The organism is Thermomonospora cellulosilytica, assembly GCF_014138835.1.
Lineage (GTDB): Bacteria > Actinomycetota > Actinomycetes > Streptosporangiales > Streptosporangiaceae > Thermomonospora > Thermomonospora amylolytica.
The window spans coordinates 1,005,314-1,028,052 of record NZ_JACJII010000001.1; the positions used below are offsets into that span (position 1 = coordinate 1,005,314).

Annotated in this window: 27 protein-coding genes; 13 read left to right on the top strand and 14 right to left on the bottom strand. The window is 71.3% G+C overall.

Translation table 11 applies throughout. The features are described from left to right. Window positions 1-19: 19 nt before the first annotated feature. On the bottom strand, window positions 20-310 hold the full coding sequence (rpsF, locus tag HNR21_RS04855) for a 30S ribosomal protein S6 (RefSeq protein WP_119731464.1): 291 nt from the start codon (window positions 308-310) through the stop codon (window positions 20-22). A 164-nt stretch (window positions 311-474) separates the two neighbouring features. Then, window positions 475-660, bottom strand: coding sequence for a hypothetical protein (locus HNR21_RS04860; protein WP_233358830.1), 186 nt, complete (start codon window positions 658-660; stop codon window positions 475-477). 166 nt (window positions 661-826) lie between these two features. Here HNR21_RS04860 and HNR21_RS04865 point away from each other — a divergent pair, with 166 nt between their 5' ends. Continuing rightward, a complete protein-coding gene (locus tag HNR21_RS04865; RefSeq protein WP_182704237.1) occupies window positions 827-1,138 on the top strand; it encodes a hypothetical protein in 312 nt (103 codons plus the stop codon). A 79-nt stretch (window positions 1,139-1,217) separates the two neighbouring features. Further along, window positions 1,218-1,988, top strand: coding sequence for a deoxyribonuclease IV (locus HNR21_RS04870; protein ID WP_119731466.1), 771 nt, complete (start codon window positions 1,218-1,220; stop codon window positions 1,986-1,988). 57 nt (window positions 1,989-2,045) lie between these two features. Here HNR21_RS04870 and HNR21_RS04875 read toward each other — a convergent pair whose 3' ends face one another. Further along, window positions 2,046-2,984, bottom strand: a complete 939-nt coding sequence (locus HNR21_RS04875) for an NADP-dependent oxidoreductase (RefSeq protein ID WP_182704238.1) — start codon at window positions 2,982-2,984, stop codon at window positions 2,046-2,048. Between the two features lie 114 nt (window positions 2,985-3,098). Between HNR21_RS04875 and HNR21_RS04880 the strand changes: the two genes are divergently transcribed. Together HNR21_RS04880 and HNR21_RS04885 are read left to right on the top strand one after the other, a co-directional pair. Then, window positions 3,099-4,076: a GlxA family transcriptional regulator gene (locus HNR21_RS04880; RefSeq protein WP_182704239.1), complete on the top strand. Its 978-nt coding sequence runs from the start codon at window positions 3,099-3,101 to the stop codon at window positions 4,074-4,076. A 52-nt stretch (window positions 4,077-4,128) separates the two neighbouring features. Then, window positions 4,129-4,419, top strand: coding sequence for a hypothetical protein (locus HNR21_RS04885; RefSeq protein WP_182704240.1), 291 nt, complete (start codon window positions 4,129-4,131; stop codon window positions 4,417-4,419). Window positions 4,420-4,519: 100 nt separating this feature from the next. Here the strand turns inward: HNR21_RS04885 and HNR21_RS04890 are convergent, their stop codons facing one another. From HNR21_RS04890 to HNR21_RS04900, 3 genes are all read right to left on the bottom strand, one after another. After that, window positions 4,520-5,719 carry a putative hexosyltransferase gene (locus tag HNR21_RS04890; RefSeq protein WP_312880848.1) on the bottom strand — a complete coding sequence of 400 codons (1,200 nt, stop codon included), beginning with the start codon at window positions 5,717-5,719 and terminating at the stop codon, window positions 4,520-4,522. A gap of 127 nt (window positions 5,720-5,846) precedes the next feature. Next, entirely contained in the window at window positions 5,847-8,249 is a 2,403-nt protein-coding gene (locus tag HNR21_RS04895; RefSeq protein ID WP_182704241.1) for a transglycosylase domain-containing protein, read from the bottom strand. A gap of 366 nt (window positions 8,250-8,615) precedes the next feature. Continuing rightward, a complete protein-coding gene (locus tag HNR21_RS04900) occupies window positions 8,616-9,029 on the bottom strand; it encodes a DUF5318 family protein (RefSeq protein WP_182704242.1) in 414 nt (137 codons plus the stop codon). A gap of 191 nt (window positions 9,030-9,220) precedes the next feature. Here HNR21_RS04900 and HNR21_RS04905 point away from each other — a divergent pair, with 191 nt between their 5' ends. Both HNR21_RS04905 and HNR21_RS04910 read left to right on the top strand, forming a co-directional pair. Beyond that, the gene (locus HNR21_RS04905) at window positions 9,221-9,859 is read left to right on the top strand and encodes a PadR family transcriptional regulator (RefSeq protein WP_233358832.1); all 639 of its coding nucleotides are present in this window, start codon (window positions 9,221-9,223) and stop codon (window positions 9,857-9,859) included. A 41-nt stretch (window positions 9,860-9,900) separates the two neighbouring features. Beyond that, on the top strand, window positions 9,901-10,980 hold the full coding sequence (locus HNR21_RS04910; RefSeq protein ID WP_119731471.1) for an inositol-3-phosphate synthase: 1,080 nt from the start codon (window positions 9,901-9,903) through the stop codon (window positions 10,978-10,980). Between the two features lie 50 nt (window positions 10,981-11,030). Here HNR21_RS04910 and HNR21_RS04915 read toward each other — a convergent pair whose 3' ends face one another. The 3 genes from HNR21_RS04915 to HNR21_RS04925 form a co-directional block, all read right to left on the bottom strand. Then, a complete protein-coding gene (locus HNR21_RS04915; protein WP_119731472.1) occupies window positions 11,031-11,687 on the bottom strand; it encodes a hypothetical protein in 657 nt (218 codons plus the stop codon). A gap of 40 nt (window positions 11,688-11,727) precedes the next feature. Continuing rightward, window positions 11,728-12,069 (bottom strand): hypothetical protein, encoded by a 342-nt coding sequence (locus HNR21_RS04920; RefSeq protein WP_119731473.1) that lies wholly within the window; start codon window positions 12,067-12,069, stop codon window positions 11,728-11,730. 235 nt (window positions 12,070-12,304) lie between these two features. Continuing rightward, entirely contained in the window at window positions 12,305-13,546 is a 1,242-nt protein-coding gene (locus HNR21_RS04925; protein WP_182704243.1) for a helix-turn-helix domain-containing protein, read from the bottom strand. A 179-nt stretch (window positions 13,547-13,725) separates the two neighbouring features. Between HNR21_RS04925 and HNR21_RS04930 the strand changes: the two genes are divergently transcribed. Beyond that, window positions 13,726-14,172, top strand: a complete 447-nt coding sequence (locus HNR21_RS04930) for a hypothetical protein (protein WP_182704244.1) — start codon at window positions 13,726-13,728, stop codon at window positions 14,170-14,172. Continuing rightward, on the top strand, window positions 14,169-14,429 hold the full coding sequence (locus tag HNR21_RS04935; RefSeq protein ID WP_182704245.1) for a hypothetical protein: 261 nt from the start codon (window positions 14,169-14,171) through the stop codon (window positions 14,427-14,429). The genes HNR21_RS04930 and HNR21_RS04935 overlap by 4 nt, the downstream gene beginning before the upstream one ends. A 156-nt stretch (window positions 14,430-14,585) precedes the next feature. On the opposite strand, the gene HNR21_RS04940 is transcribed toward HNR21_RS04935, so the two are convergent. Further along, entirely contained in the window at window positions 14,586-15,419 is an 834-nt protein-coding gene (locus HNR21_RS04940) for a hypothetical protein (protein WP_182704246.1), read from the bottom strand. Window positions 15,420-15,556: 137 nt separating this feature from the next. Here HNR21_RS04940 and HNR21_RS04945 point away from each other — a divergent pair, with 137 nt between their 5' ends. Further along, window positions 15,557-16,210, top strand: a complete 654-nt coding sequence (locus HNR21_RS04945; RefSeq protein ID WP_182704247.1) for a dihydrofolate reductase family protein — start codon at window positions 15,557-15,559, stop codon at window positions 16,208-16,210. Between the two features lie 110 nt (window positions 16,211-16,320). On the opposite strand, the gene HNR21_RS04950 is transcribed toward HNR21_RS04945, so the two are convergent. Continuing rightward, a complete protein-coding gene (locus tag HNR21_RS04950; RefSeq protein ID WP_312880849.1) occupies window positions 16,321-18,285 on the bottom strand; it encodes a sigma-70 family RNA polymerase sigma factor in 1,965 nt (654 codons plus the stop codon). Between the two features lie 98 nt (window positions 18,286-18,383). After that, a complete protein-coding gene (locus HNR21_RS04955) occupies window positions 18,384-18,704 on the bottom strand; it encodes a YciI family protein (protein ID WP_182704249.1) in 321 nt (106 codons plus the stop codon). A gap of 155 nt (window positions 18,705-18,859) precedes the next feature. On the opposite strand from HNR21_RS04955, the gene HNR21_RS04960 reads away from it, so the two are divergent. The 3 genes from HNR21_RS04960 (at window position 18,860) to HNR21_RS04970 (ending at window position 21,326) form a co-directional block, all read left to right on the top strand. After that, the gene (locus HNR21_RS04960; RefSeq protein ID WP_182704250.1) at window positions 18,860-19,504 is read left to right on the top strand and encodes a DUF998 domain-containing protein; all 645 of its coding nucleotides are present in this window, start codon (window positions 18,860-18,862) and stop codon (window positions 19,502-19,504) included. Window positions 19,505-19,731: 227 nt separating this feature from the next. Continuing rightward, entirely contained in the window at window positions 19,732-20,805 is a 1,074-nt protein-coding gene (locus tag HNR21_RS04965) for an IS110 family RNA-guided transposase (RefSeq protein ID WP_220500038.1), read from the top strand. A 161-nt stretch (window positions 20,806-20,966) separates the two neighbouring features. After that, on the top strand, window positions 20,967-21,326 hold the full coding sequence (locus HNR21_RS04970) for a DUF1801 domain-containing protein (RefSeq protein WP_182704251.1): 360 nt from the start codon (window positions 20,967-20,969) through the stop codon (window positions 21,324-21,326). 53 nt (window positions 21,327-21,379) lie between these two features. Here HNR21_RS04970 and HNR21_RS04975 read toward each other — a convergent pair whose 3' ends face one another. Next, window positions 21,380-21,718 carry a hypothetical protein gene (locus HNR21_RS04975; protein ID WP_182704252.1) on the bottom strand — a complete coding sequence of 113 codons (339 nt, stop codon included), beginning with the start codon at window positions 21,716-21,718 and terminating at the stop codon, window positions 21,380-21,382. Between the two features lie 5 nt (window positions 21,719-21,723). Next, window positions 21,724-22,185, bottom strand: a complete 462-nt coding sequence (locus HNR21_RS04980) for a hypothetical protein (protein WP_182704253.1) — start codon at window positions 22,183-22,185, stop codon at window positions 21,724-21,726. A gap of 124 nt (window positions 22,186-22,309) precedes the next feature. Here HNR21_RS04980 and cutA point away from each other — a divergent pair, with 124 nt between their 5' ends. Continuing rightward, a complete protein-coding gene (cutA, locus tag HNR21_RS04985; RefSeq protein WP_182704254.1) occupies window positions 22,310-22,639 on the top strand; it encodes a divalent-cation tolerance protein CutA in 330 nt (109 codons plus the stop codon). Window positions 22,640-22,739 lie beyond the last annotated feature (100 nt).

Here is a 22,739-nt window from a genome sequence, read left to right on the forward strand (position 1 = left end):
GGCCCACCGTAACCGGTGGTCAGTGGACCTCGGGGCGGATGACCTTCGTACGCAGGACCGTCTCGCTCAGGTTGAGCTGCCGGTCGAGCTCCTTGACGACGGCGGGCTCCGCGGTGAGGTCGACGACCGCGTAGACGCCCTCGCTCTTCTTCTGGATCTCGTAGGCCAGGCGCCGGCGGCCCCAGATGTCGACCTTCTCCACCGAGCCGCCGCCGGTCTTGACGACGTTCAGGAACTGGTCGAGCGAGGGGGCGATGGCGCGCTCCTCGATCGAGGGGTCGAGGATGACCATGACTTCGTAGCGACGCATGCTGTGTCCCTACCTCCTCTGGACTCAGGCGGTCACGGCGTTTCCGTGACAGGAGGACGCTGGCGTCCGGTCGCACGGCCGCGCCACGGCATGCGCGGCCTGCGGGAACCGGTCCAGGCTACCAAGGCTCCGGCGGCGCCGCGGCCAAGCCGGGCCGACCGTCGTCATCGCCGGGCGCGGTGCGCGGACGCCGCGGTCCCGGTCCTGGCCGCGGCGCGCCGCCGCCGGTCGAGCTCGGCCACGATGTCGGCCATCCGGGCCCGCATCCGGGCCGTCTGGGTGGTCAGCATCGACAGCTCCTCGACGAGCTCGGCGTCGCCGATGACCTCGAGATCGCTCGTGTCCACCACCTGGTGCCTCCCGAGTCCGTTCGAAGCAATGTTCGAAGTTGCGTTCGAGCGTACCCCCGCCCACCGACAAATACCGACCTGGGGCGCGAACGCCCGGGTCAGGGCAGGTTGAACGGCCGCAGGCCGGGCATCTGCACGGCACGTCCGCACGTCTGGGAGGTGCGCCATGCCGCAGGAGGCGATCCAGAGACGGCGTTCGCGCCGCGGCGGCCTGCTGAACACCGACGGCCGCCGGCACCCGCTCGAGAACGCGCTCACGCTGGCCGCGTTCGTGCTCGGGGTGTGCGCGCTGGTGTTCGGGTTCATCTCGGCCACCCACTTCCTCGGCGCGCTGGCGGCCGTCCTCGGGCTGCCGCTCGCGCTGTACGCCCAGCTCGTCTCCGCCACCACGGGTGAACGCTTCTTCAACGTCATCGCCATGATCGCCTCGTTCGTCGGGGGTGCGATGGCACTGCGCCACGGCGGCTTCTCCCTCTGACGCCGCCGCGTGAACGGCCGCCCGCCCGTCCGGGCCGATCGGACGGGCGGGACCGCCGGGGGCGGCTACCCTCGATGCCATGCGCATCGGAGCCCATGTCGACCGGCACGACCCCCTCGCCGCCGCCCGCGCCGTCGGTGCGGACGTCGTGCAGTTCTTCCTCGGCGACCCGCAGGGCTGGAAGAAGCCGGAGGTGCCGGAGGCGGTCAAGGACCTGGCGGGCTCCGGCGTGGACGTCTACGTCCACGCCCCGTACGTGGTGAACGTGGCGACCTCCAACAACCGGATCCGCATCCCCAGCCGCAAGCTCCTCACCCAGCAGCTCGAGGCGGCGGCGGAGATCGGGGCCAGGGCGCTGATCGTGCACGGCGGCCACGTGCTGTCCAAGGACGACCCCGAGACCGGCTTCGAGAACTGGCGCAAGGTCTTCGAGCGCCTCGACTGCCCCGTCCCGATCTACATCGAGAACACCGCGGGCGGCGGCAACGCGATGGCCCGCAGGTTCGACCGCATCGCCCGGCTGTGGGAGGTGCTGTCGCAGGTCGCCGACATCGACGCCAAGCTCGGCTTCTGCCTGGACACCTGCCACGCCCACGCCGCGGGCGAGGAGCTGATCGACGCCGTGGACCGGATCAAGGCCATCACCGGCCGGATCGACCTGGTCCACTGCAACAACAGCCGCGACGCGTTCGGCTCCGGCGCCGACCGCCACGCCAACCTCGACAGCGGCACCATCGACACCGACCTGATCCTCTCTGTGGTCCGCGCCGCCGGAGCCCCCGTGGTCGTCGAGACCCCCCAGCAGGGCCAGGCCGCCGACATCGCCCTCCTCCGCTCCAAGCTCTCCTGACCGCCCCACCCGCCTGACGCGCCGAGCGCGGCGGCCGGGCCCGCCTCGGGTCGCGGCTCAGTCGTGCACGGTGAGGACGAGCTTGCCGGTGGTACGGCCCGTCTCACCGTGATGGTGGGCCTTGGCGGCCTCGGACAGGGGGAAGACGGCGTCGATCACAGGGCGCAGACGCCCTGCCGACACCAGATCGGCGATCGCCGACAGGCCCGTACGGTCGGGCTCCACGAGCATGAAGCCGGCGCGGCGGCCCAGAGCGGCGGCCCGGGGGCGGAGGGCGTCCTCGTCGGGGGAGTTCAAAGAGACGAGGACGCCGTCGGGGCGGAGGACCTTGAGGGAACGGGGGCCGTAGTCGCCGCCGATGGGGTCGATGACGACGTCCAGGTTGGCGACGGCCTCGGTGAAGTCGGTCTCGGTGTAGTCGATGAGCTCGTCGGCGCCCAGGTCGCGGAGCAGTTCGTGCTTGGAGCCGCGGGCGGTGCCGATGACGTGGGCGCCGCGGGCCTTGGCGATCTGGACGGCCAGGTGGCCGACGCCGCCGGCGGCGGCGTGGATCAGGACGCGCCGCCCGGGCCGCACGTCGGCGGTGTCCACGAGGGCCTGCCAGGCCGTCAGGCCCGCCAAGGGCAGGGCGGCGGCCTGGACGTGGTCCAGCCCGGCGGGCTTGCGGGCGAAGTGGCGGGCGGGCGCGGTGACGTACTCCGCGTAGGCCCCGGCCTGGTGGGGGAAGCGGGGCATGCCGAACACCTCGTCGCCCGGCTGGAAGATCGTCACACCCGGGCCGGTCTCCTCGACCACGCCGGACACGTCCCAGCCCAGGATCGGGGGCTCGCCCCACAGGCCGAAGCCGCCGGTGGCCCGGGACTTCCAGTCGACCGGGTTGATCCCGGCGGCGTGCACCCGGACCAGGATCTCGGCCGGTCCGGGCCGGGGTCGTTCGACCTCCACCTCCGTCAGCACCTCGGGGGCTCCCCAGGACCGCTGGCTGATCGCGCGCATCGCATTGCTCCTCTCGACGTGCGCCGCGGCCGTCGCGGCGCACGTCCATCAGCGTGCGCGAGCGCCCGCCCACCGGACAGTGGCCCGATGGACGAGATGTGAAAAGATCGGGCCATGCATCGGATCGTCGTGCTGGCCCTGGACGGGGTGCTGCCGTTCGAGCTGGGGATCCCGGCCCGGGTCTTCGGATCCGCGCAGACCTCCGGCGGAGCGCCGCTCTATGAGGTGGTGACCTGCTCCCTCGACGGCGGGACGGTGCGGACCTGCGCCGACTTCGCCATCGCCGTCGAGCACGACGGCACCGTGCTGGACACCGCCGACACCGTGATCATCCCCTCCGGGCACGGGCCGCTGTTCGAGGGGAACGAGCCGCCCCCGCGGCTGGCCGGGGCGCTGGAGCGCATCCGGCCCGGAACCCGGCTGGTGTCGCTGTGCACGGGGTCGTTCATCCTGGCCGGGGCGGGCCTGCTGGACGGGCTGCCCGCCACCACGCACTGGGCGCGCGCCGACGAGTTCCAGCGGCTCTTCCCCCGGGTGAAGCTGGACCCGGACGTGCTGTTCGTGGACAACGGGGACCTGCTGACCTCCGCGGGATGCGCCGCCGCCATCGACCTGTGCCTGCACCTGGTCCGCCGCGACCACGGCAGCGAGGTGGCCAACGGGGCGGCGCGGCGCTGCGTCGTCCCGCCGTGGCGGGACGGCGGCCAGGCGCAGTACATCGAACGGCCGCTGCCCGAGCCGTCCGTCGCCACCACCGGCCCCACCCGTGCGTGGGCGCTGGAACGCCTGCACCTGCCCCTGTCGCTGGCCCAGATGGCGGCGCACGCGGGGATGAGCGTGCGGACGTTCACCCGCCGGTTCCGCGAGGAGGTGGGGATGAGCCCGGGGCAGTGGCTCGGGCACCAGCGGGTGGAACTGGCCCGTCACCTGCTGGAGACCACCGACCTGCCGGTGGACCGGATCGCCGAGCGCGCCGGGTTCGGCACCGGCGCGTCACTCCGCAAGCACCTGCGCGAGGCCCTCGGGGTCGCCCCGCTCGCCTACCGGAGAACGTTCCGGGCCACCGATCAACGGGCGTTTACATCGGTGTGATCGGGGACACACTCGAGGCATCGCCTTTCCCGCCCCCGCAGAGGTGAACGCCATGAGCCACGCCGCTCCGGTCCCCGTCAAGCTCCCCCTCGGCGTCCAGGCCGACGGAACGCTCACCCGCACCGCCGCGTCCATCGGCTTCGTCCTGGGCACGGTGGCCGTCCTGACCCTGCTGCCGTTCGGCGTGCTGGGGATCGTGCTCAACAACATGGGCCTGGAACGGGTGCAGACCGCCCCCGACAAGGCCCGCACGCTCGTCTCCTGGTCGTGGATCGTCCTCGCGGCGGCCAGCGTGCTCGGTCTGGTCCTGATCGCCGGCGCCCTGGCAATGCAGGGCCGCTAGATCCCCGGATCGACCGGCTCGGCGCTCGGTGACGCACCCGGAGTCCGGGCCGGTCCACCGGGCCTCGCGGTCGCCGGGCGCACGGGAGCACGGCGGCGGATCAGCCCGCCCAGCCGCCGGAGGTGAACGTCAGCAGCATCAGGACGGCGAACGGCACGCTCGCCGCGACCGCCCCCGCGAACAGGCCCGGACGGCGGGCGCCCACCGTGGCGACGGCGATCCACAGCGGCCACCACAGCAGCATGGCGCGGCCCACCGACAGGTAGTAGGACGACAGCAGCAGCGCGGCCAACTGCGTGCCCACGTACGTCAGCTCCGGCCACCGCCGCCTGGCCAGCAGGTACGCGCACAGCAGGACCCCGGCCAGCGCGGCGAACATCTCGATCCGGAACGCCAGCGTGAACTCGTAGTCGCTCTCCCAGGCCGCCTGCCAGGTGGTCTTGAACGACTCCCACGGCCACACCAGATGCCGGTCCCAGCCCGCCTCCTGGGCGTGCTGCCAGGCCAGCCAGTCGCCGGTGCGCGTCCACTGGTAGAACGAGTACGCCAGCAGCGGCGTGAACGGCAGCGCCAGCCAGGCCATCGGCCGCCAGCCGACCGCGCGCCGGCCGCGTTCCCCCACCAGGTACTCGACGATCAGCGCCAGCCCGAGGAACAGCCCGGTGATCCGCACCCCGGTGGCCGGAACGCCCAGCAGCGCCGCGCCCGCCCAGTGGCCGCGCCGGGCCAGCAGCCAGGCGGGCAGCGCCAGCGCCAGGAACACCGACTCGGAGTACCCGGCGAACAGGAACACCGCGGGCGGCCCCGCCAGCAGGGCGATCACCGCCCGCCGCCCGGTGCCCTCGCCGCCCTCCTGCTCGGCGAGCCGGGCCAGCGCCACCATGGTGACCGCCCCGGCGACCAGCGAGATCGCCAGCCCGGCCAGCCGGTAGTCGGGGATCACCACCCCGACCGCGCGCAGCAGCAGCGGATAGCCGGGGAAGAACGCGGGCCAGCCCGGATCCTCGGGCTGGCCGGGCACGCCGTCGTAGCCGTAGGTGGCCAGGTTCATGAACCGGACGGCGTCCCACTGCGCCCACCGGTCCAGGTAGGGCCGTCCGTCGTAGATCGTCGGCAGCACGCGGGGGATGACCGCGACGAAGAACATCACCCCGAGCCAGGCGCCCGCCCAGACGGCCAGCGCCATCCGGTCGACCGCCCGCAGGTGGAACGGGCGGCTCTGCGCATCCTGGACCAAGGTCGCGGTGTCCTTACGTGCGGTGCGGTCGCCGGGTCTGGTGTCGAGGTCGTCTGGGGACACGAGTGGGATTCTGCCGTCCGGCGCGGGCGGACGCCGAACCGGCTAGGAACGGCTGTGGCGGACCCGCCGGTCGGCGGGCCCGCCACAGCGCCCGGTCAATGAACCTTTCGCACCGTCCCGTCAGGGATCAGTCGCTCGTCGTCCTGGTCCGTCCCTCGTCCGGGTCCGGCGGCTCGGCCGTCTCCGTCGGCTCGGGGTCGGGGCAGCCCGGCCACTCGGGGAACCGCTGGCAGGTGCCCGGCGGCGGCTCGCTCTGGCCCGGGTCCGGGGTCTCCTGCGGCTGGCAGCCGGGCGGGAAGCCGGGCCGGACGCAGGGCCGGTCCCGTTCCCGCTCCTTGCAGGGCTCCTCGGGGGTGCTCATCTGGCCCGGCCGGCACGTCGGCGTCTCGGACGGCGACGGCGACGCCGGCGGGGTGGCGAACTTCTGCTGGGTGCCCACCCAGGCCGGCGGCGGGAACTGCTCGACCTCCATGCCCCGGGTCGCCTGGGACATGTAGGCGTTCCAGATCTTGGCCGGACCCGTCCCACCTTCGAGGGTCACGCCGTTGGCGACCACCGGCTTCTTCTCGTCGTTGTAGATCGTCACCGCGGTGGACAGCTGCGGGACGTAGCCGACGAACCAGGTGGCGACGTTCTTGTCGGTGGTACCGGTCTTACCGGCCACCGGACGGTCCGGGAGGGCGGCGGCGGTGCCGGTGCCGTTCTTGACGACCGCCTGCAGCGCGTGGGTGACGTCGGCGGTGACGCCCTCCTTGTAGATGTTCTGCTTCTTCTTCCACTTGAGGATCTTGTAGATCGTCTTGTGGTCGCGGTGCAGCACCTTGTCGACGACGTGCGGCTGGATGTAGTCGCCGCCGTTGGCGAACGTGGCGTACCCGGCGGCCTGCTCGATCGGCCGGATGTCGTTGATGCCCAGCGACAGACCGTAGCTGGACTTGTACGGGGTCAGCAGGTCCTCGGCGACGCCTGCCTTGGTGGCGGTCTCGATCACGCTGGGCAGGCCGACCTTGAGGCCGAGCTGCACGTACGCGGTGTTGGTGGAGTTGGCCGTGGCCCTGATCAGGTCGATCGCCGGCGGCTCGTGGTGCCCGTTGGGGATCGGCTCGGTGGCGTTGGGGTCGCCCGGCGCCGGGTTGCCCTGCCCGTCGAACCTCATGCCCGACCGGCCCTCGACCAGGCTCTTGAGGCTGTACCCCTGTTCCAGGGCGGTGGCCAGCACGTACGGCTTGATCGCCGATCCGGCCTGCGCCGAGCCCTTCCAGACGTTGTCGTACTCGTGCTTGAGGAAGTCCGGCCCGCCGTAGAACGCCACGACCCGGCCGGTCTTGGTCTCCACCGAGGCGATGCCGACCTGCACGTGCTTGCCCTTGCGCTTGGGGTGCAGGGAGGAGAACGTCTGCTCGGCCGCCTGCTTGGCCGCCGCCATCTTCTTCTTGTCGAAGGTGGTGACGATGTGCAGGCCCTGGTCGATGATCTGTTCCTCGGTGATGCCCTGGTCGCGCTCCAGCTCCTTGATCGCCCGCTTGATCATGTAGCCGCGGTCGCCGGCGTAGGTCTGGTTGGCGTTCAGCGGCTTGGTCTCCGGCAGCTTGTCCTTGTACTTCTGCCGGTCGGCCTCCGACAGCGCGCCGGTCTTGACCATGCCGTCCAGCACGTACTGGTAGCGGGCCAGGGTCTCGTCCTTGTAGTCCTCGCTGCGCGGGTCGAGCTGGCCGGGACGCTGGATGATCGCCGCCAGCAGCGCGCCCTGGTCGGGGCGCAGCTTCTCCACCGGGACGCCGAAGTAGGTCTTGGAGGCGGCCTGGATGCCGTACGCCTGGCGGCCGAAGTAGATGGTGTTGAGGTAGTCCTGGAGGATCTCGTCCTTGCTCTTCTGCTGGCCGAGCTTGACCGAGATGAACAGCTCCTTGAACTTGCGGCTCATCGTCCGCTCGTCGGTGAGGTAGTAGTTCTTGGCCAGCTGCTGGGTGATGGTCGAGCCGCCCTGCATCTCACCGCCGGTGATGTTGACGACGACCGCGCGGGCGATGCCCTTGAACGAGACGCCGGGGTCGGTGCGGAAGCTGCGGTTCTCGGCCGCGATCACCGCCTCCTGCACGTGCGGGGGCACCTGCTTGATCGTGATCAGCTCGCGGTTCTTGCCCACCCGGCCGATCTCGGTCTTGCCGTCGCTGTAGTAGAAGATCCCGGCGGTCTTGGTGGCGTCCTCGTTGCCGGCCTCGGGCACCGGGGTCATCGCGTACGCCACGCCGACCAGGGTGCAGAAGCTCAGGAAGCCCAGCGCCAGGACGCCGACCACGATCTTCCAGGACGGCACGAAGCGGCGCCAGCCGGTCTTGTCCGGCAGGTCGTCGTCGTCACCGCCGCGTCCGCCACGACCACCGCGGCCACCGCCGCCTCCGAAGCCGCCGGGTGCGCCGGGAACGCCCGGTCCGCCCGGACGGGCGCGGCGGGCGCCGGGGCCGGGGGGCCCGGCGGCGCCGGGGGGTCCCGCCGGGCGGCGGGGACGGCCGGGAGCGCCCGGCCCCATCGGGTTGCCGGCGGGGACACGAGGCCTGCCGCCGGGTGCGCCCGGGCGGCCCGGAACACCGGGACGGCCTGGAACGCCGGGGGAACCCGCGGCTCGTCCAGACCCGGCCGAGCCACCGGGGATACCGGACCGGCGGCCGGGTACACCCGGTCCGGCCGGCCCGCGGTGCGGTCCGTTCTGGCTTGGGTAACTCACGCGACCTCGTTCGGCTACTGGGGATACGGCGTTTGTGCGTCGTCGTCCGACAGTACTGCGCAGGCGAATGAGGGGGCGACCGCCGTGCAGCGTCCGATCCCGTCCAGGGCATGGCCGGAGGCCGGCAGAACCTCCCCTCACCTCGCGACGTCGCCAGGCCCGGGGGGTCCGTCAGCCTCCCGAGGCCGGTCCCCGCCGGGTGCGGGGGGCCTCGCCATGACCGAGGACGTACGACACCGTCAAGTGGTTCCAGGCACAACCCTGACACACTTCGACCACATAAACCCTGAATTCTCCGTACTCACACGCCATCTCGGCAAGCTCACCCGTCGCTTTGACCCGGCCCGCGTACGCTCCGAGTTCGTCGCCGTACACGTAGGTGACATGGGTGAGCCTCTCCCTGCGGCAGACGGGACACCGCTCGTCGGTCGGCTCGCCATGGTACTTGGCGGCCCTCAGCAGATAGGGATGAGCGTCACAGGCGTCCGCTCTGGTCAGGTGTCCCGAGCGGAGCTCGGCGAGGGCCGCCCTCCTGGCGAGCCCGTAGTCGACCACCTGGCGTGGCCGCGGACCGGTCTGCGTCATCGCGCCCCCCTGACGGGTCTGCCTGCAGGGTACGTCCGTCCCCCGGCCCACGGGAAGATCGCGCGGTTCGCCCCCGGTTGCGAAGGTCTTTAACAAAGACGTATCTTTCCGATGTATCGAGCCGATACATTCGTGCGATACATCTGAACGAGACACCATCGGTCGCCGGACGCGGCCGCGCAGGAGGGATCATGGCCGGCAGGAAGGGCTCGGGCGTGCTGGAGCTCGCCGTGCTCGGCCTGCTCCACGAGACCCCGATGCACGGCTACGAGCTGCGCAAGCGGCTCAACGCGCTGCTCGGCATGTTCCGCGCGTTCTCCTACGGGTCGCTGTATCCGTGCCTCAAGCAGCTCCTGGAGCAGGGGCTGATCGTCGAGGACCGGCCGGAGGACCCGGGCGGCGCGCTGACCCTGCAGAGCCGGCGGTCGAAGATCGTCTACAAGCTCACCGCCGACGGCAAGGAGCGGCTCCAGCAGCTGCTCACCGAGGCGGGGCCGGCGGCGTGGGAGGACGAGGGCTTCGGCGTGCGCTTCGCCTTCTTCCGGCACACCGACGCCGACGTGCGCCTGCGCATCCTCGAAGGCCGGCGCAGCCGGCTGGAGGAACGGCTGGAGAGCTTCCGCGCCGCCCTGGCGCGGACCCGGGAACGGGTCGACAGTTACACCCTCGAGCTGCAGAACCACGGGCTCGAGTCGGTCGAACGCGAGGTCCGCTGGCTGAACGAGCTGATCGGCCGGGAACGCGCCGAGCAGGCCGACGGGCGGAGCGAACGGCGAGACGAGCGGGCGGAAGGCACGTCCGCGGACGACATCTCCGGCGGTGACCGCTGAGCGGTCACGGATTCACATTGATCACGAGAAGGAGCATTGGGATGGGTTCGGTGCGCGTAGCCATCGTCGGCGTGGGCAACTGCGCCGCTTCGCTCGTCCAAGGCGTCGAGTACTACAAGGACGCGGACCCGGCCACGCGGGTGCCCGGCCTGATGCACGTTCAGTTCGGCGACTACCACGTCGGCGACATCGAGTTCGTCGCCGCGTTCGACGTCGACGCCAAGAAGGTCGGCATGGACCTGTCCGACGCCATCACGGCGAGCGAGAACAACACCATCAAGATCTGCGACGTCCCGCCGACCGGCGTGATCGTGCAGCGCGGTCACACCTACGACGGGCTGGGCGAGTACTACCGCCAGATGGTGGAGGAGTCCGACGCCGAGCCGGTCGACGTGGTGCAGGCGCTGAAGGACGCGCGGGCCGACGTGCTGGTGTCGTACCTGCCGGTGGGCTCGGAGGAGGCCGACCGCTTCTACGCCCAGTGCGCGCTCGACGCCGGTGTGGCGTTCGTGAACGCGCTGCCGGTGTTCATCGCCTCCGACCCCGAGTGGGCGCGCAAGTTCACCGAGGCGGGCGTCCCGATCGTCGGCGACGACATCAAGTCGCAGGTCGGCGCGACCATCACGCACCGGGTGATGGCCAAGCTGTTCGAGGACCGCGGGGTCGAGCTGCTGCGCACGTACCAGCTCAACTTCGGCGGCAACATGGACTTCATGAACATGCTGGAGCGCAACCGGCTCCAGTCCAAGAAGATCTCCAAGACCCAGTCGGTCACCTCGCAGATCCCCCGCGAGATGGGCAAGAGCGACGTGCACATCGGCCCGTCCGACCACGTGCCGTGGCTGGACGACCGCAAGTGGGCCTACGTCCGGCTGGAGGGCAAGGCGTTCGGCGACGTCCCGCTGAACCTGGAGTACAAGCTGGAGGTCTGGGACTCCCCCAACTCCGCCGGCGTCATCATCGACGCGGTGCGCGCCGCCAAGATCGCCAAGGACCGCGGCATCGGCGGCCCGATCCTGTCGGCCAGCTCCTACTTCATGAAGTCCCCGCCGGAGCAGTACAGCGACGACGAGGCCCGCGAGGCCGTCGAGGCGTTCATCCGCGGCGAGGTCGACCGCTGACCCGCAGTCCGTGAAGCGCCCGGGGCATGCCGCCCCGGGCGCTTTCGCCTTCAGGCCAGAACGGGGAAGTGCCGCCGCCAGGCCGGATCGACCTCCGGCGTCGGCCCCGACCACGGCGCCCTGGACGGCGGCCCCTCCCGGTTGGGCGAGCGCGGCAGGTAGCCGTCGAAGAGGAACCTCCCCCGGAGCCGGTCGTCCAGCCGTTCGGCGCACTGCGCGGCGGGCGCGACCTCGGCCGGATCGGCCTCCCGGTATCCGCCCGCCTCCAGCACGAACGCCCTGCCGCCGAGGAAGTCCACCCCGTACGCCGCCTCGATCCTGCCGTTCACCCCGAGCACCGCGTGCTCGTGCCCCAGAACGCCGCCGAACGTGCTGTCGTCGATGAGGACCACCGGCGCCGCCAGGCTCAGCAGCGACACCAGCGCGAAGTCGATCTCGTCGAACGCGTCCAGCGGATCGGCTCCCGCGGGCACCCCCGCCGCAGCCCGCCAGACGTCCTCGTCCGCGGGCTCCAGCGCGTCCGGGACCATGGCCGGCCGGCCGCCGGTCCCGTACTCCAGCTCCCAGGGAACGGGCAGCACCCACCCGTCCGGCCACCCGGAACCGCCCACCGGCAGGGCGTACCGGGAGCCGCCCGGGATCACCCTCTCGAAGAGCCCGAGCACCCCTTCGTCGAGCGTCAGCACGCCGTACAGGTCGAATCCCATCCGGGCAGCATGCCAGCCGCACATGGCGGGCGGCCTCGGGTCAGGCGACCTCGCCGAAACCGCGCTGGGCCCCGTATCCCGTGGGGCAGACGGCGCGAGAGGAACCACCGGGCCCGGCGGCGACCCACTCGCCGTATCGGGTGGCGTAGTACCACCGCAGGTTGACGTACTTCACGCACTCCACTCCGGCGCGGTACTGCCCGTCGCCCTCCGCACAGGACAACGTGTACGCGTTCCACGTCAGCGAGCGGGTGCATCCGGACGGCGCCGCATGCGCCGGAGCCGCGAGCGCCGCCAGCCCACCGGCCGCGACGGCCCCGCTCACCAGCATCGTCGCCGCCCGCCGGGCCCACCGGCCCCGAACCAGTCGATCATCGTCCATGCGCTGTGCTCCTTTCGCCGTACGCCCTCCTGTCGGGCCGGTCCGCGCACCGGCCCGGGGGCGACTCACAGCGCCACTCTCGCCTCCGCCCCGTCTCTCGCACCTGTTACCGGTGTCCTCACTTCACCCCGTCTCCATGACCGGTGTCCTCCCCCCTTCAAGGACCCCTCTGGGCATCCGACGGACGGGCTGGAGACGGCCGACGCGAAGGAACACCAATGCACGCGCGCCAGTCTCAGGACGTCAATGGGCGTCGTAGTTCGCGGTACGCCTCGATCAGGTCGGCGGCCTCTGGGGTGCCGTGGTCTTGTACGGCGGTGATGATCTCTTCGGCTCTCCAGTAGGTGGAGGGGACCAGCCGTCCGCTGGTGACTGCTTGCAGTGCGGTGTGGGCCGCTTCGTCGGGCCGTCCGGTGGAGGCCAGGGCGAGCGCGAGGTCCAGGCGGGCCGTGGCCGCCCGGCGCGGGCGCCGCGGTCCATTGGTCGGTGACTCCAGGTTCGTCAGCACCTCTCGTGCCTGCGACTCGGCCGCGGGGTCCCCGATCCACGACAGTGCGGTGACGGTGTAGGAGTCCCTCTTGGCCGGGTCGTACCGGAAGTGGTGTTCAGGCCGGTCCGGCATCTGCAGTGAGGCGACCAGGCGGTCGACTCGGGTCAGCGCGTCGCGGGTCTCCGGGCCGGACCCCAGGCGGGCATGGGCCCGTCCTTCCTGCGCCGTGGCCTGGATGTAGGCGGATCCGGTCTTGGGCGCGACCTGCTGCGCGGCCCGGGACAGGTCGATGGCCTTTCGGTAGTCGCCGTCCGTGAGCGCCTGCCATGCCTCGGTCTCCAGACACCACGCCATGATCTCCGGGTGCTCGGCGTGCTGGGCGAGCTGGGCGGCGGTTCGCAGCCGGGCCCTGGCCGCCGACCGGCGGTGCAGGTCGACGTCGCAGGTGGCGGCGAGCAGACAGAGCCAGCCGCCGACCACGAGCAGCCGCCGATGCTCCGCCAGCGTTTTGCGTGCGTCCATCAGCATCCCCACATAGGCGAGGTGCTTCCTGACCCGCTGAAGCAGCGCATCCGGTGGAGTGCCCTGGTAGGCGCAGGCGAGGTCGTCCGCTGCGTGTTCCAGCGCCTGCAGGGTGGCCTCGCCCAGGTCGCTGGCGGCGACCCGCCGGGCCAGCTCGAGCGCCTCGAGTTCATCGTCACCGGCCGTGTCCGCCGGCGGTTGCACGGTCGGCTGCGGGGTGAACAGCTCACGTTCAGGGATGCCCAGCACCGCGGCGTAGGCGGCGCGGTAGCGGTCCGAGATCCGATCGACCTTGCCGGCCTCCCACCGCTTGACGTACGTCACGAACGATTCGTGGTCGGGTTTTTGCGGATCATCGACGGCCTCGCGCAGGAGACGGGCCAGGGTCCGCTGGCCCCATCCACGCCGTTCACGTTCGGCTTTCAGGCGCGCACCGATGGCGCGACGACTCTCGGCGGTGGTCATGGTGTGCGTGCACCTTTGGTCCGGCCGACGTTCCCGGGAACACTCTCGTGCTCCCATGATGCCCTCTGCCCTGCGCCGCGTGACGAGCCTTCACTGAAGGTGAGTACGCAAGCGGCCCCGGCCCGACGTTCGCGCGTCGGAGTTCTCCGGGGCCTGGCCAGGAAGTGAGGTTTCCTGACGTGGGCAACACCCTAGCCCCGCCCGCATGGCCGATCCCGGTCAAGCCTGCCGCCGCACCTGTCAGCCGACAGGCCGCCGAGCTGCGTGCGCGGTTCCCGGCCGCGCTGATCCACTACGGCGAGCACACCGGTCGTTGGTGGGCGATGGTCCGTGACCACGACAGCCTCCTGGAGGCGGAGACGCCTGCGGGCTTGGCGCGCCTGCTGACCGACCACTACCGGCAGCGTTCATCCATCTCGAAGACTCCCCGCCAGAACCGGTACGAGGCGGCGGCTCGAACGGGCGGGGCGGGCACGGCGGTGCGACGCACCTCGCCTCTCCTCGGCACCGCCGTGCCCTCCGGCATCACCCCGCCACGGCGGCCGATCCCGCAGGCCCACCCGGCACCCGACCGCCGCGGTTGGTTCCGCCGGTGCATGGTGAGCCTCGGGCTGGTCGCGGCATGATCACCACCGACGATGACCGCCGTCAGGCCCTCAACGCACTCGCTGGAGTCCTCCGCGGCCAGGGCTACACCGTGAACGTCGAACGACTCCACCTGACCGTCACCGACCAGACGGGGCGGCTCGTCGAGATCTGGGCGCAGCGGCGCGCCTCGGACAACGGCCGCCTGTGGTTCACCCACGCCGGCGGATCGCCGATCTGCGAGGCGAACCGCCCGATGGACGCGGTGGTCGCGGTCAAGGCCACGCTTCACCGCTAGCCCGGGCGGCGGTGCTCCCAACGCGCCGCCGCCCATCTCTCCCGCGTACCTGAACAGCCGCCCTCGTGGGTGGCCCGGTTCGGTTCGTGGGCGGATGCAGACCCGGCTCCACCTGAACGTGACCCAGATCCGCAATGCGGTAGGAGCGGCTGGAGGTCAGCGGGTGGGTTGGAGGCGGTCTATTCGAGCGAGGTCGGCGTTCAGCAGGGCGTCGTGGGTGATGGCGAAGTCGCCGTTGCGTAGGGAGAGGCCGTGGAACGAGGTGCCGACCACGGTCCGGGGGAGGAAGTCGCGCAGGCCGTGGCGCATGAAGCCGGGGTAGCGCACGGGGCTGCCCCAGCCTTCGGGGGCGTCGTCGGTGCCGAAGATGACCCAGTGGTCGGTGGTGACACGGGCGTCCAGGTCGGGGGGCTCGCCGGTGTGGCAGTCCAGGGCCGGGAGGACCAACCGGTCGGGGTCGGTGGGCTCGTACCAGATGAGCAGGGGCTTGGCACGCCGGGCTTCGGCGTTGTCGAAGCAGCACACCATGACGGTGTGGTCCGCGTAGAAGTCGGCGTAGAACTCCATCAGCGCCGGGTTGAGATACGGCCTCTTGTTGGGGGCGACCCGGTGGAGGGCGTGGGGGATGAAGGTGGGGTCGGTGGCCAGCAGCACGGTGTAGATGTCGTGCTCGAAGACCTTGACCTCGTGGGACGCCGCGCCCGCCGCCGCGCCCATCCAGTCGATGCCCTGCGGTCCCCTTGACTTGGGGCGTACGGCGTCGACCATGCGATCGAGGATGTCGCTCGTCCGGCCGACCTTGATGAAGTTGTCGGGGGACATCGCGCCCCGGGCGGGAACGTGGAGCAGCATGGCGTTGGGGCCGTCGGCGAGGTTGACGGCGGTGTTCTGGTAGCCGACGACCTGGATGAGGCCGTGCCGGGGATGGTGGCAGCGGCCTCCGTACAGGATCGTCCCGGAGAACTCGGCGGGGGCCGTGGAGACGCACATGCGGCGGAACCTATCGGCGAGGTCCGGGGCGAACCAGATCTTTTCCGAGTGGGAGCGATGAGTTCCCGGGGGCTCGGTGGTCTGTCCATGTGGAAGGTCCGGGGGTAGGGCCTCGGCGGACTGACATGGAGGAACTCATGCCGAAGCTTCGTGCTCACAACATCTCGGTCTCCCTCGACGGGTACATGGCGGGTCCTGGGCAGGGGCTGGAGAACCCGCTCGGGGTCGGCGGGGAGAGGCTGCACACCTGGGCGTTCCAGACCCGCAGTGCGCGTGAGATGCACGGGATGTCCGGCGGGGACGAGGGGCTGGACAACGACTTCATGAAGCAGGGCGATGCGGGGATCGGCGCGACCATCATGGGGCGCAACATGTACGGGCCGGTCCGGGGGCCGTGGGACGCCGAGAACGAGTGGAAGGGCTGGTGGGGGGACAACCCGCCGTACCACCACCCGGTGTTCGTGCTGACCCACCACCCGCACCCGTCGATCACGATGGAGGGCGGGACCACGTTCCACTTCGTGACCGAGGGGATCGAGGTCGCGCTGGAACGGGCCTTCGAGGCGGCGGGCGGGGCGGACGTCCGGCTGGGCGGCGGGGCCTCGACGATCCAGCAGTACATGCGGGCCGGGTTGCTGGACGAGTTGCACTTCGTAATCGTCCCGATCCTGCTCGGCGGGGGCGAACGGCTCTTCGACAACCTGGACGGTGGTGCGGAGGGTTACGAGTGCACCGAGTTCGTCAGCTCGCCCGCCGTCACCCACGTCCGGCTGACCCGCACCTCCAAGTAGCACCGCACGTTTCGTACAGCTTCACCGGTCCGGGGCGGCGCACGCACCGGTGCGGTCCGGGTGGCGTCGGCCGCCTTCGCGCCGGTGCTGTCGGCGCCCCGCTCGCCTGGTCAGAGGCGGGATCTGAGGCTGCGGAGGGTGTGGCCGTCGCCGGTCGGGTCCAGGGATTTGGTGGCCTGCTTGAACAGGTACTCGGCGCGTTCGTAGGACAGGCGGCCACGGCCGGTCTCGGGGCAGAGGTCGGCCTCCGCGGGCATGCGGGCGGGGGCCGGTCTCCGGTCGGCGAGGAACACGGGCCCTCGGGTACGGCCCGCCAGCAGTTCGGGGAGCAGGCGGGCCGTGCCGGAACGCCAGGTCACCCAGGCCCCTTTGGCGGTGCGGGCGCGGCGGTCCTCCAGGTCCAGGTCCTCGACGTTCAGTGAGAGAACGGTGCGTACCGGCGCGGCGGACTCCTGCAGGAGCCTCCACAGGGTGCGTTCGCGCAGGGGAATGTCGGTGCGGCTCCACAGGGCGTCCAGGTAGGCGGGCTCGAGCACGGCGGGCTTGGCGCGGACCTCGGCGCGACGTTCCAGGCCCGCGGCGAGGTCGTCCAGGTCCGCCCAGGCGGCGAACGAGCGGACGGCCGAACGGTGACGGTTCCAGGTCTTGGCGGCGGCGTCGCCCCACGCGGTCTGGAACACCTTCGTCACCTGGTCGGCGGTCAGGGAGGCCAGCAGGGTCCGGTCGCCGAGGCCGAGCCGGAGGCGGCGGAGGGTCTGCCCGTACGAGCGGATCGTCTGGGCGTCCAGGTCGTCGCGGGCCAGGAACGCCTCGGCGGCCTGTCCCAGCGTGGGGCCGTCGGCCTCCGGGGTCTCGATCTCCTCGGCTCTTCGTTCCAGGAAGGCCCGTTCGGCGGCGTTCCGGGTGAGCGAGGCGGCCCGCTGGAACTCCCGGCGCGCCTCCTCGTACCGGCCCAGCCTGTGCAGCAGGTCCCCGCGGACGCCCGGCAGCAGGTGGTAGTCCCGCAGCGCGGGGTCGGCGGTCAGCGAGTCCAGCAGGTCCAGGCCCGCCCGCGGCCCGCGCGCCATGCCGACCGCGACGGCCCGGTTGAGCCGGACGACCGGCGTCGGGAGCAGCCTGACCAGCGCGTCGTAGAGGGCGGCGATCTGGTCCCAGTCGGTGTCCTCGGCGCGGCGCGCCTGGGCGTGGCACACGGCGATCGCGGCCTGGAGCACGTACGGGCCGGGCGGTCCGCCGGCGTCCCGCGCCCGCAGCATGGCGGTGAACCCGCGGCGGATCAGCAGCGGATCCCAGCGACCCCGGTTCTGCTCGTGGAGCTGGACGGGCTCGCCGGACGGTCCGGTGCGGGCGGCCTCGCGGGACGCCTGGATCTCCATCAGCGCGACCAGGCCGTGCACCTCGGCCTCGTCCGGTGCCAGCTCGGCCAGCAGCCCGCCCAGCCGCCGCGCCTCCAGGCACAGCCCCGGCCGCATCAGGTCGTCCCCGGACGTCGCCGAGTAGCCCTCGTTGAAGATCAGGTAGATGACCCCGAGCACGTCGGACAGGCGTGCGGCCAGTTCCGCGCCGTCCGGCAGCTCGAACCGCACCCCGTTGTCGGCCAGCGTCCGCTTGGCGTCGGCGATCCGCCGGGCGATCACCGTCTCGTTCACCAGGAACGCCCGGGCGATCTCCTGGGCGGTGAGGCCGCCCACGAGCCTGAGGGTGAGCGCGACCCGCGCCTCGGTCGGCAGCACGGGGTGGCAGGACATGAACATCAGCCGCAGCACGTCGTCCCGCTCGGGAGCCTCGGCGGCCTCGGCGGTCTCGGCCGCCTCGTGGGTCTCGTGGGTCTCGTGGGTCTCGTGGGCGAGTTGCTCCTGCTTGCGTTCCAGCGTGCGGGAACGCCGGATGTGGTCGACGGCCCGCCGCTTGGCGATCGCCATCAGCCAGGCGCCGGGATTGTCGGGAACGCCCTGGACCGGCCACTGCTCCAGCGCGGCCACCAGGGCGTCCTGGGCCAGCTCTTCGGCCAGCCCCACGTCGTGGACCATCCGGGTGAGCCCGGCGACCACTCTGGCCGACTCCAGCTTCCACACGGCGCCAACGGTGCTGTGCGCGTCCGTCACACCGTCGATGACAGCACCGCCCCGGCCTCATGGGCAAACCGGGACGGTGCCGTCACCACCGGATCGGGTCAGAGGACCTGCTGGATGTAGCCCGTTCCGTCGCCGATGATCTGGAAGAACCGGCGGGAGATCTCGATCGCCTCCTCCTTGGACCGCACGTCCACCAGCGCGAAGCTGACCGCCACCTCCTTGGCCTCGGCGAACGGTCCGTCCGTCACGGTGAACTCGCCGTCCCGGGAGGTCGTCACGGTGGGGCTGTCCAGCCCGCCGGTGGCCAGCAGCACGCCGGCCGCGGTCAGCTCCTCGACGAACGCGCCGACCTCGGCGTGCAGCTTCTCGTCGGGCTTGCGGGCGGTGTCGGAGGGCAGGCTCGTCATCAGGTAGCGCATCGGTCGCTCGCTTTCTCGCCGGTTCTTGCCGCTTGTTGTCTTCACCCCTGCGTCGAACAGCTGATGTGACAGGGAATGCACACCGTTCCCTGTCACATCGAGTCTTCGACGCAGGAGCGAGAACACCGCAACCTACCGCCGGAAAGGAAACCGACATGGTCGCCGTCGCCGTCTCCCCCCGCTCGCTCTCCACCCGTTCCCTGCTCACCTGCGCCGTCGTCGCCGCACCCCTGTGGGCGGCCGTCTCCCTGGCGCAGGCGTTCACCCGGGAGGGCTTCGACCTGACCCGGCACCCGCTGAGCCTGCTGAGCACGGGTTCCCTGGGCTGGCTGCAGATCGCCAACTTCATCGTCGCCGGAGTGCTGACGGTGCTCGGCGCCGCCGGCCTGCGGCGCGCCATGCACGGCACCCCCGGCGGCCGGTGGGCGCCCCGCCTGCTCCGGGTGAGCGGCCTCGGCATGATCGCCGCGGGCGTCCTGGTCATGGACCCCGGCGCCGGCTTCCCCGCCGGAACGCCCGAGACCACGACCCTCAGCTGGCACGGCATCGGCCACATGGCGGCCGGCTCGATCTCGTTCACCGCCCTGATCGCCGCCTGCTACGTCCTGGGCCACCACTTCTCCCGTACCGGCCACCGCCCTCACGCCATCGCCTCCCGCATCGCCGGCACCGCCCTCCTGATCGGCAACGCCTGGGCCATGACCGGCGGCCCGTGGGGCTCCCTCACCCTCGCCGTCGGTGCCATCACCGCCATGCTCTGGACCGCCGCCACCGCCGCCCACCACCGCTCCGCCCACTGACAGAGATGATGTAGATGAGCGCCTCCCGGCGGGGCCTGACCCAGCCACTGACTGACCTTGGGTCTTCAACGGGATATGTCGGCCTTGGCCGGGAGGCGCTCATGTGCGCTCACCGGGCGTGGCGTTGTGACTTCATAGGAGCCTGGCCAGAGGCCCCATCTCTGTCTTGTCCGCGTTGCCCGGCTGGTGCGTGCCGCCCTGCCCCCAGCCAAGACGACAGGACGACGATGCCCTCCATTACACCCCAACAGCAGGCCTTCGAGGTCACCGGTGGAGTCGACACCCACCAAGACACCCACACCGCCGCGGTGATCGACCAGGTCGGGCGAGTGCTGGGCACCGAGCAGTTCCCCGCCGATGCGGCCGGATACACCGCGCTGCTGGACTGGATGCGCCGGTTCGGGCGGCTGGGGCCGGTCGGGGTCGAGGGCACCGGCGCCTACGGGGCCGGGCTGGCCCGCCTGCTGCGCGACCAGGGCGTCCACGTCGTCGAGGCCGACCGCCCCGACCGCAAGACCCGCCGGTTCCAGGGCAAGTCCGACCCGATCGATGCCATCCAGGCGGCCAAGACCGCCCTGGCCGGCGAGCGGACCGGAACCCCCAAGCGGCGCGACGGCCGCGTCGAGGCGCTGCGCAACCTGCGGGTGGCCCGCCGCTCGGCGGTCGACCAGCGGGCCGACGCCCAGCGCCAGATCAAGGCCCTGATCGTCACCGCCCCCGACGAACTGCGCGAACGCCTGCGCGGCCTGCCGGTCACGCAACTGATCACCGTCTGCGCGAGCCTGCGGCCCGACCGGGCCGACGCCGCGTCACCGGCCACCGCCGCCAAGATCGCCCTGCGCCCGCTGGCCCGCCGCCATCAGCAACTGTCGGCCGAGATCACCGATCTGGACGAGCTCCTCGCCCCGCTCGTGGCCGCGATCAACCCCCGCCTGGTCGCCGCCAACGGGCTCGGCACCGACGTCGCCGGCCAGCTGCTGGTCACCGCCGGCCAAAACCACGACCGGCTCGCCTCCGAGGCGGCGTTCGCCATGCTCTGCGGCGCCGCCCCGATCCCCGCCTCGTCCGGCAAGACCACCCGGCACCGCCTCAACCGCGGCGGCGACCGGCAGGCCAACGCCGCCCTCTACCGCGTCGTGCTGTGCCGCCTGCGCTGGGACCCACGCACCCGCGCCTACGCCGAACGGCGCACCAAGCAAGGCCTGTCCAAGAAAGAGATCATCCGATGCCTGAAGCGTTACATCGCCCGCGAGCTCTACCAGATCATCACCACATCAAACGATCTTGAACTCGCCGCTTGACATCCATAGGAGCATCCTCGGGCCTGACGGACACGGCGAACGCCCGTCGTACAAGCCGCCTCCGCGCCCGCCGATCCCGGCCTCCACCAGCCCCCGCACACCCACCGAGGACTGCGTCGGCATCCGCTCCACCGCACGTCCGATCAAGAAGGGACACGATCATGCCCAAGCACGCCACCGTCCAGGACTACGTCGCCTCGCTGCCCGAATCCCTCCGCGAAACCGCCGAGGCCGTCCTCCCCGTCATCGAGAACGCACTCCCCGGCACCGGTGCTGTCTGGCACGGCCACCCGGTCTGGAGCCTCGGCCCCGCCCCGGGCAAGTCCCCCGTCTGCTTCATCAAGGCCTACAAGAGCCACATCGCCTTCGGCTTCTGGAAGGGCCAGTCCCTGGAGGACCCGTCCGGCCGCCTCACCCCCGGCACCCGAGAGATGGCCACCGCCAAACTCCGCTCCCCCGACGACATCGACCCGGATCTCTTCACCACCTGGCTCACCCAGGCCCGCACCCTGACCTCCTGACCCATCCCACCCCCAGGCGCTTCCCCAGGAAGCGCCTGTTCCCATGCCGCCGGTTAGATGCCGATGAGAGCGGTGTGCATGTGGTCGTCGAGGTCCGTGACGAAGCGCTCGTTATGCCAGGGCCTGAGTTCCAGCCGGGCCCGACGGATCCGCAGCGCCGGTACCCGGCCCCGGGTCGCCGCCACCAGATCAACGCAGGCGTGCAGCAGATCAGCAGCGGCCTCCGGTGCTCCCGGATCGCCGGTACGAGACGGGCCACCGAACGCGGCCAGTGCGGTACACCCCCGACGTACACACCGGATCGGCAAGGCAGCGCCAGCGACCTGGGCGGCGAGCCGACACTTGCGGGCTGCCCGGTCACCGGCGGAGACCCCGCGAAGGTAGGTGGTCACCGCACTCAGATGGGCACGATGAGCCGAGGTTTGTACTGCGAGGCGGCATAGTCGAGGGTGTAGCCGGTCCCACCGCCTTCCTGGACGTCCGCTCTGGGAAAACCGATCACGAAGTCACTGCGGTCGACCATCCACCGGTTCCGCGCGTGATACCCCTCCGTACCAGACCGCCCGCCCAGCTCCACCAGTTCGTCAAGACGCCCGCGGCTGCGCATGTCCGCGACGACGCCGCGCGCCTCGGGCGGCTGATCCGCCAGCCTCACCGGCACCACCACCGAGAGCCGCACGTCCGTCTCCCGCGCCAGCCACCCCAGCGCCAGCGAATCGATCCCGATCGCCCCGCCCAGGTAGAACCGCACCCCCGGCAGGGCGAACGGTCGCACATAGGTGGCGAAGAGAGCACCGTACTCCTCCTCGCGCCGATGGCCGGTCGACCGGCTGCCTGTGATCGTCACCGCCTGCGGCATCCGCCCTCCATGTCATCGGACTTCGTCTCCACCACTTCCGTGGCGTAATTGGTGGATTTGGTGGGCCTGTACGGCGTTGGGCGGGACGCGTCAAGATGGCGGCGGACGGAAGGGGAGGAGCGAAGTGGGCGAATACGTCCAGGTGCAGACGGCGGTGCCGACGCGCGAGGAGGGGCTGCGGATCGCCAGGGCGGCGGTGGACGGGCGGCTGGCCGCGTGCGCCCAGGTCGTAGGCCCCATGACCAGCACCTATCGGCGGAAGGGCGAGGTGCAGGTCGATGAAGAGTACTTGCTGCTGTTGAAGACCCGGGCCGACGCCTATCCCGCTCTCGAACGCCTCATCCACGAACTGCACAGCTACAGCGTCGCGGAGATCATCTCCCTGCCCCTCAACGGAGGCCTGGCCAGTTACCTGGCGTGGATGGATGAGGAGACACAAGTTCCCGGCGCGTAGCCCGGATGGCGGCCCGCAACTCACCCGCGCGGCCATCGGGCATGTCCGGGGCGCGCGTGCCGTGGAGCTGGTGGAGGGGGCCACGGCGGCCGATCTCGCT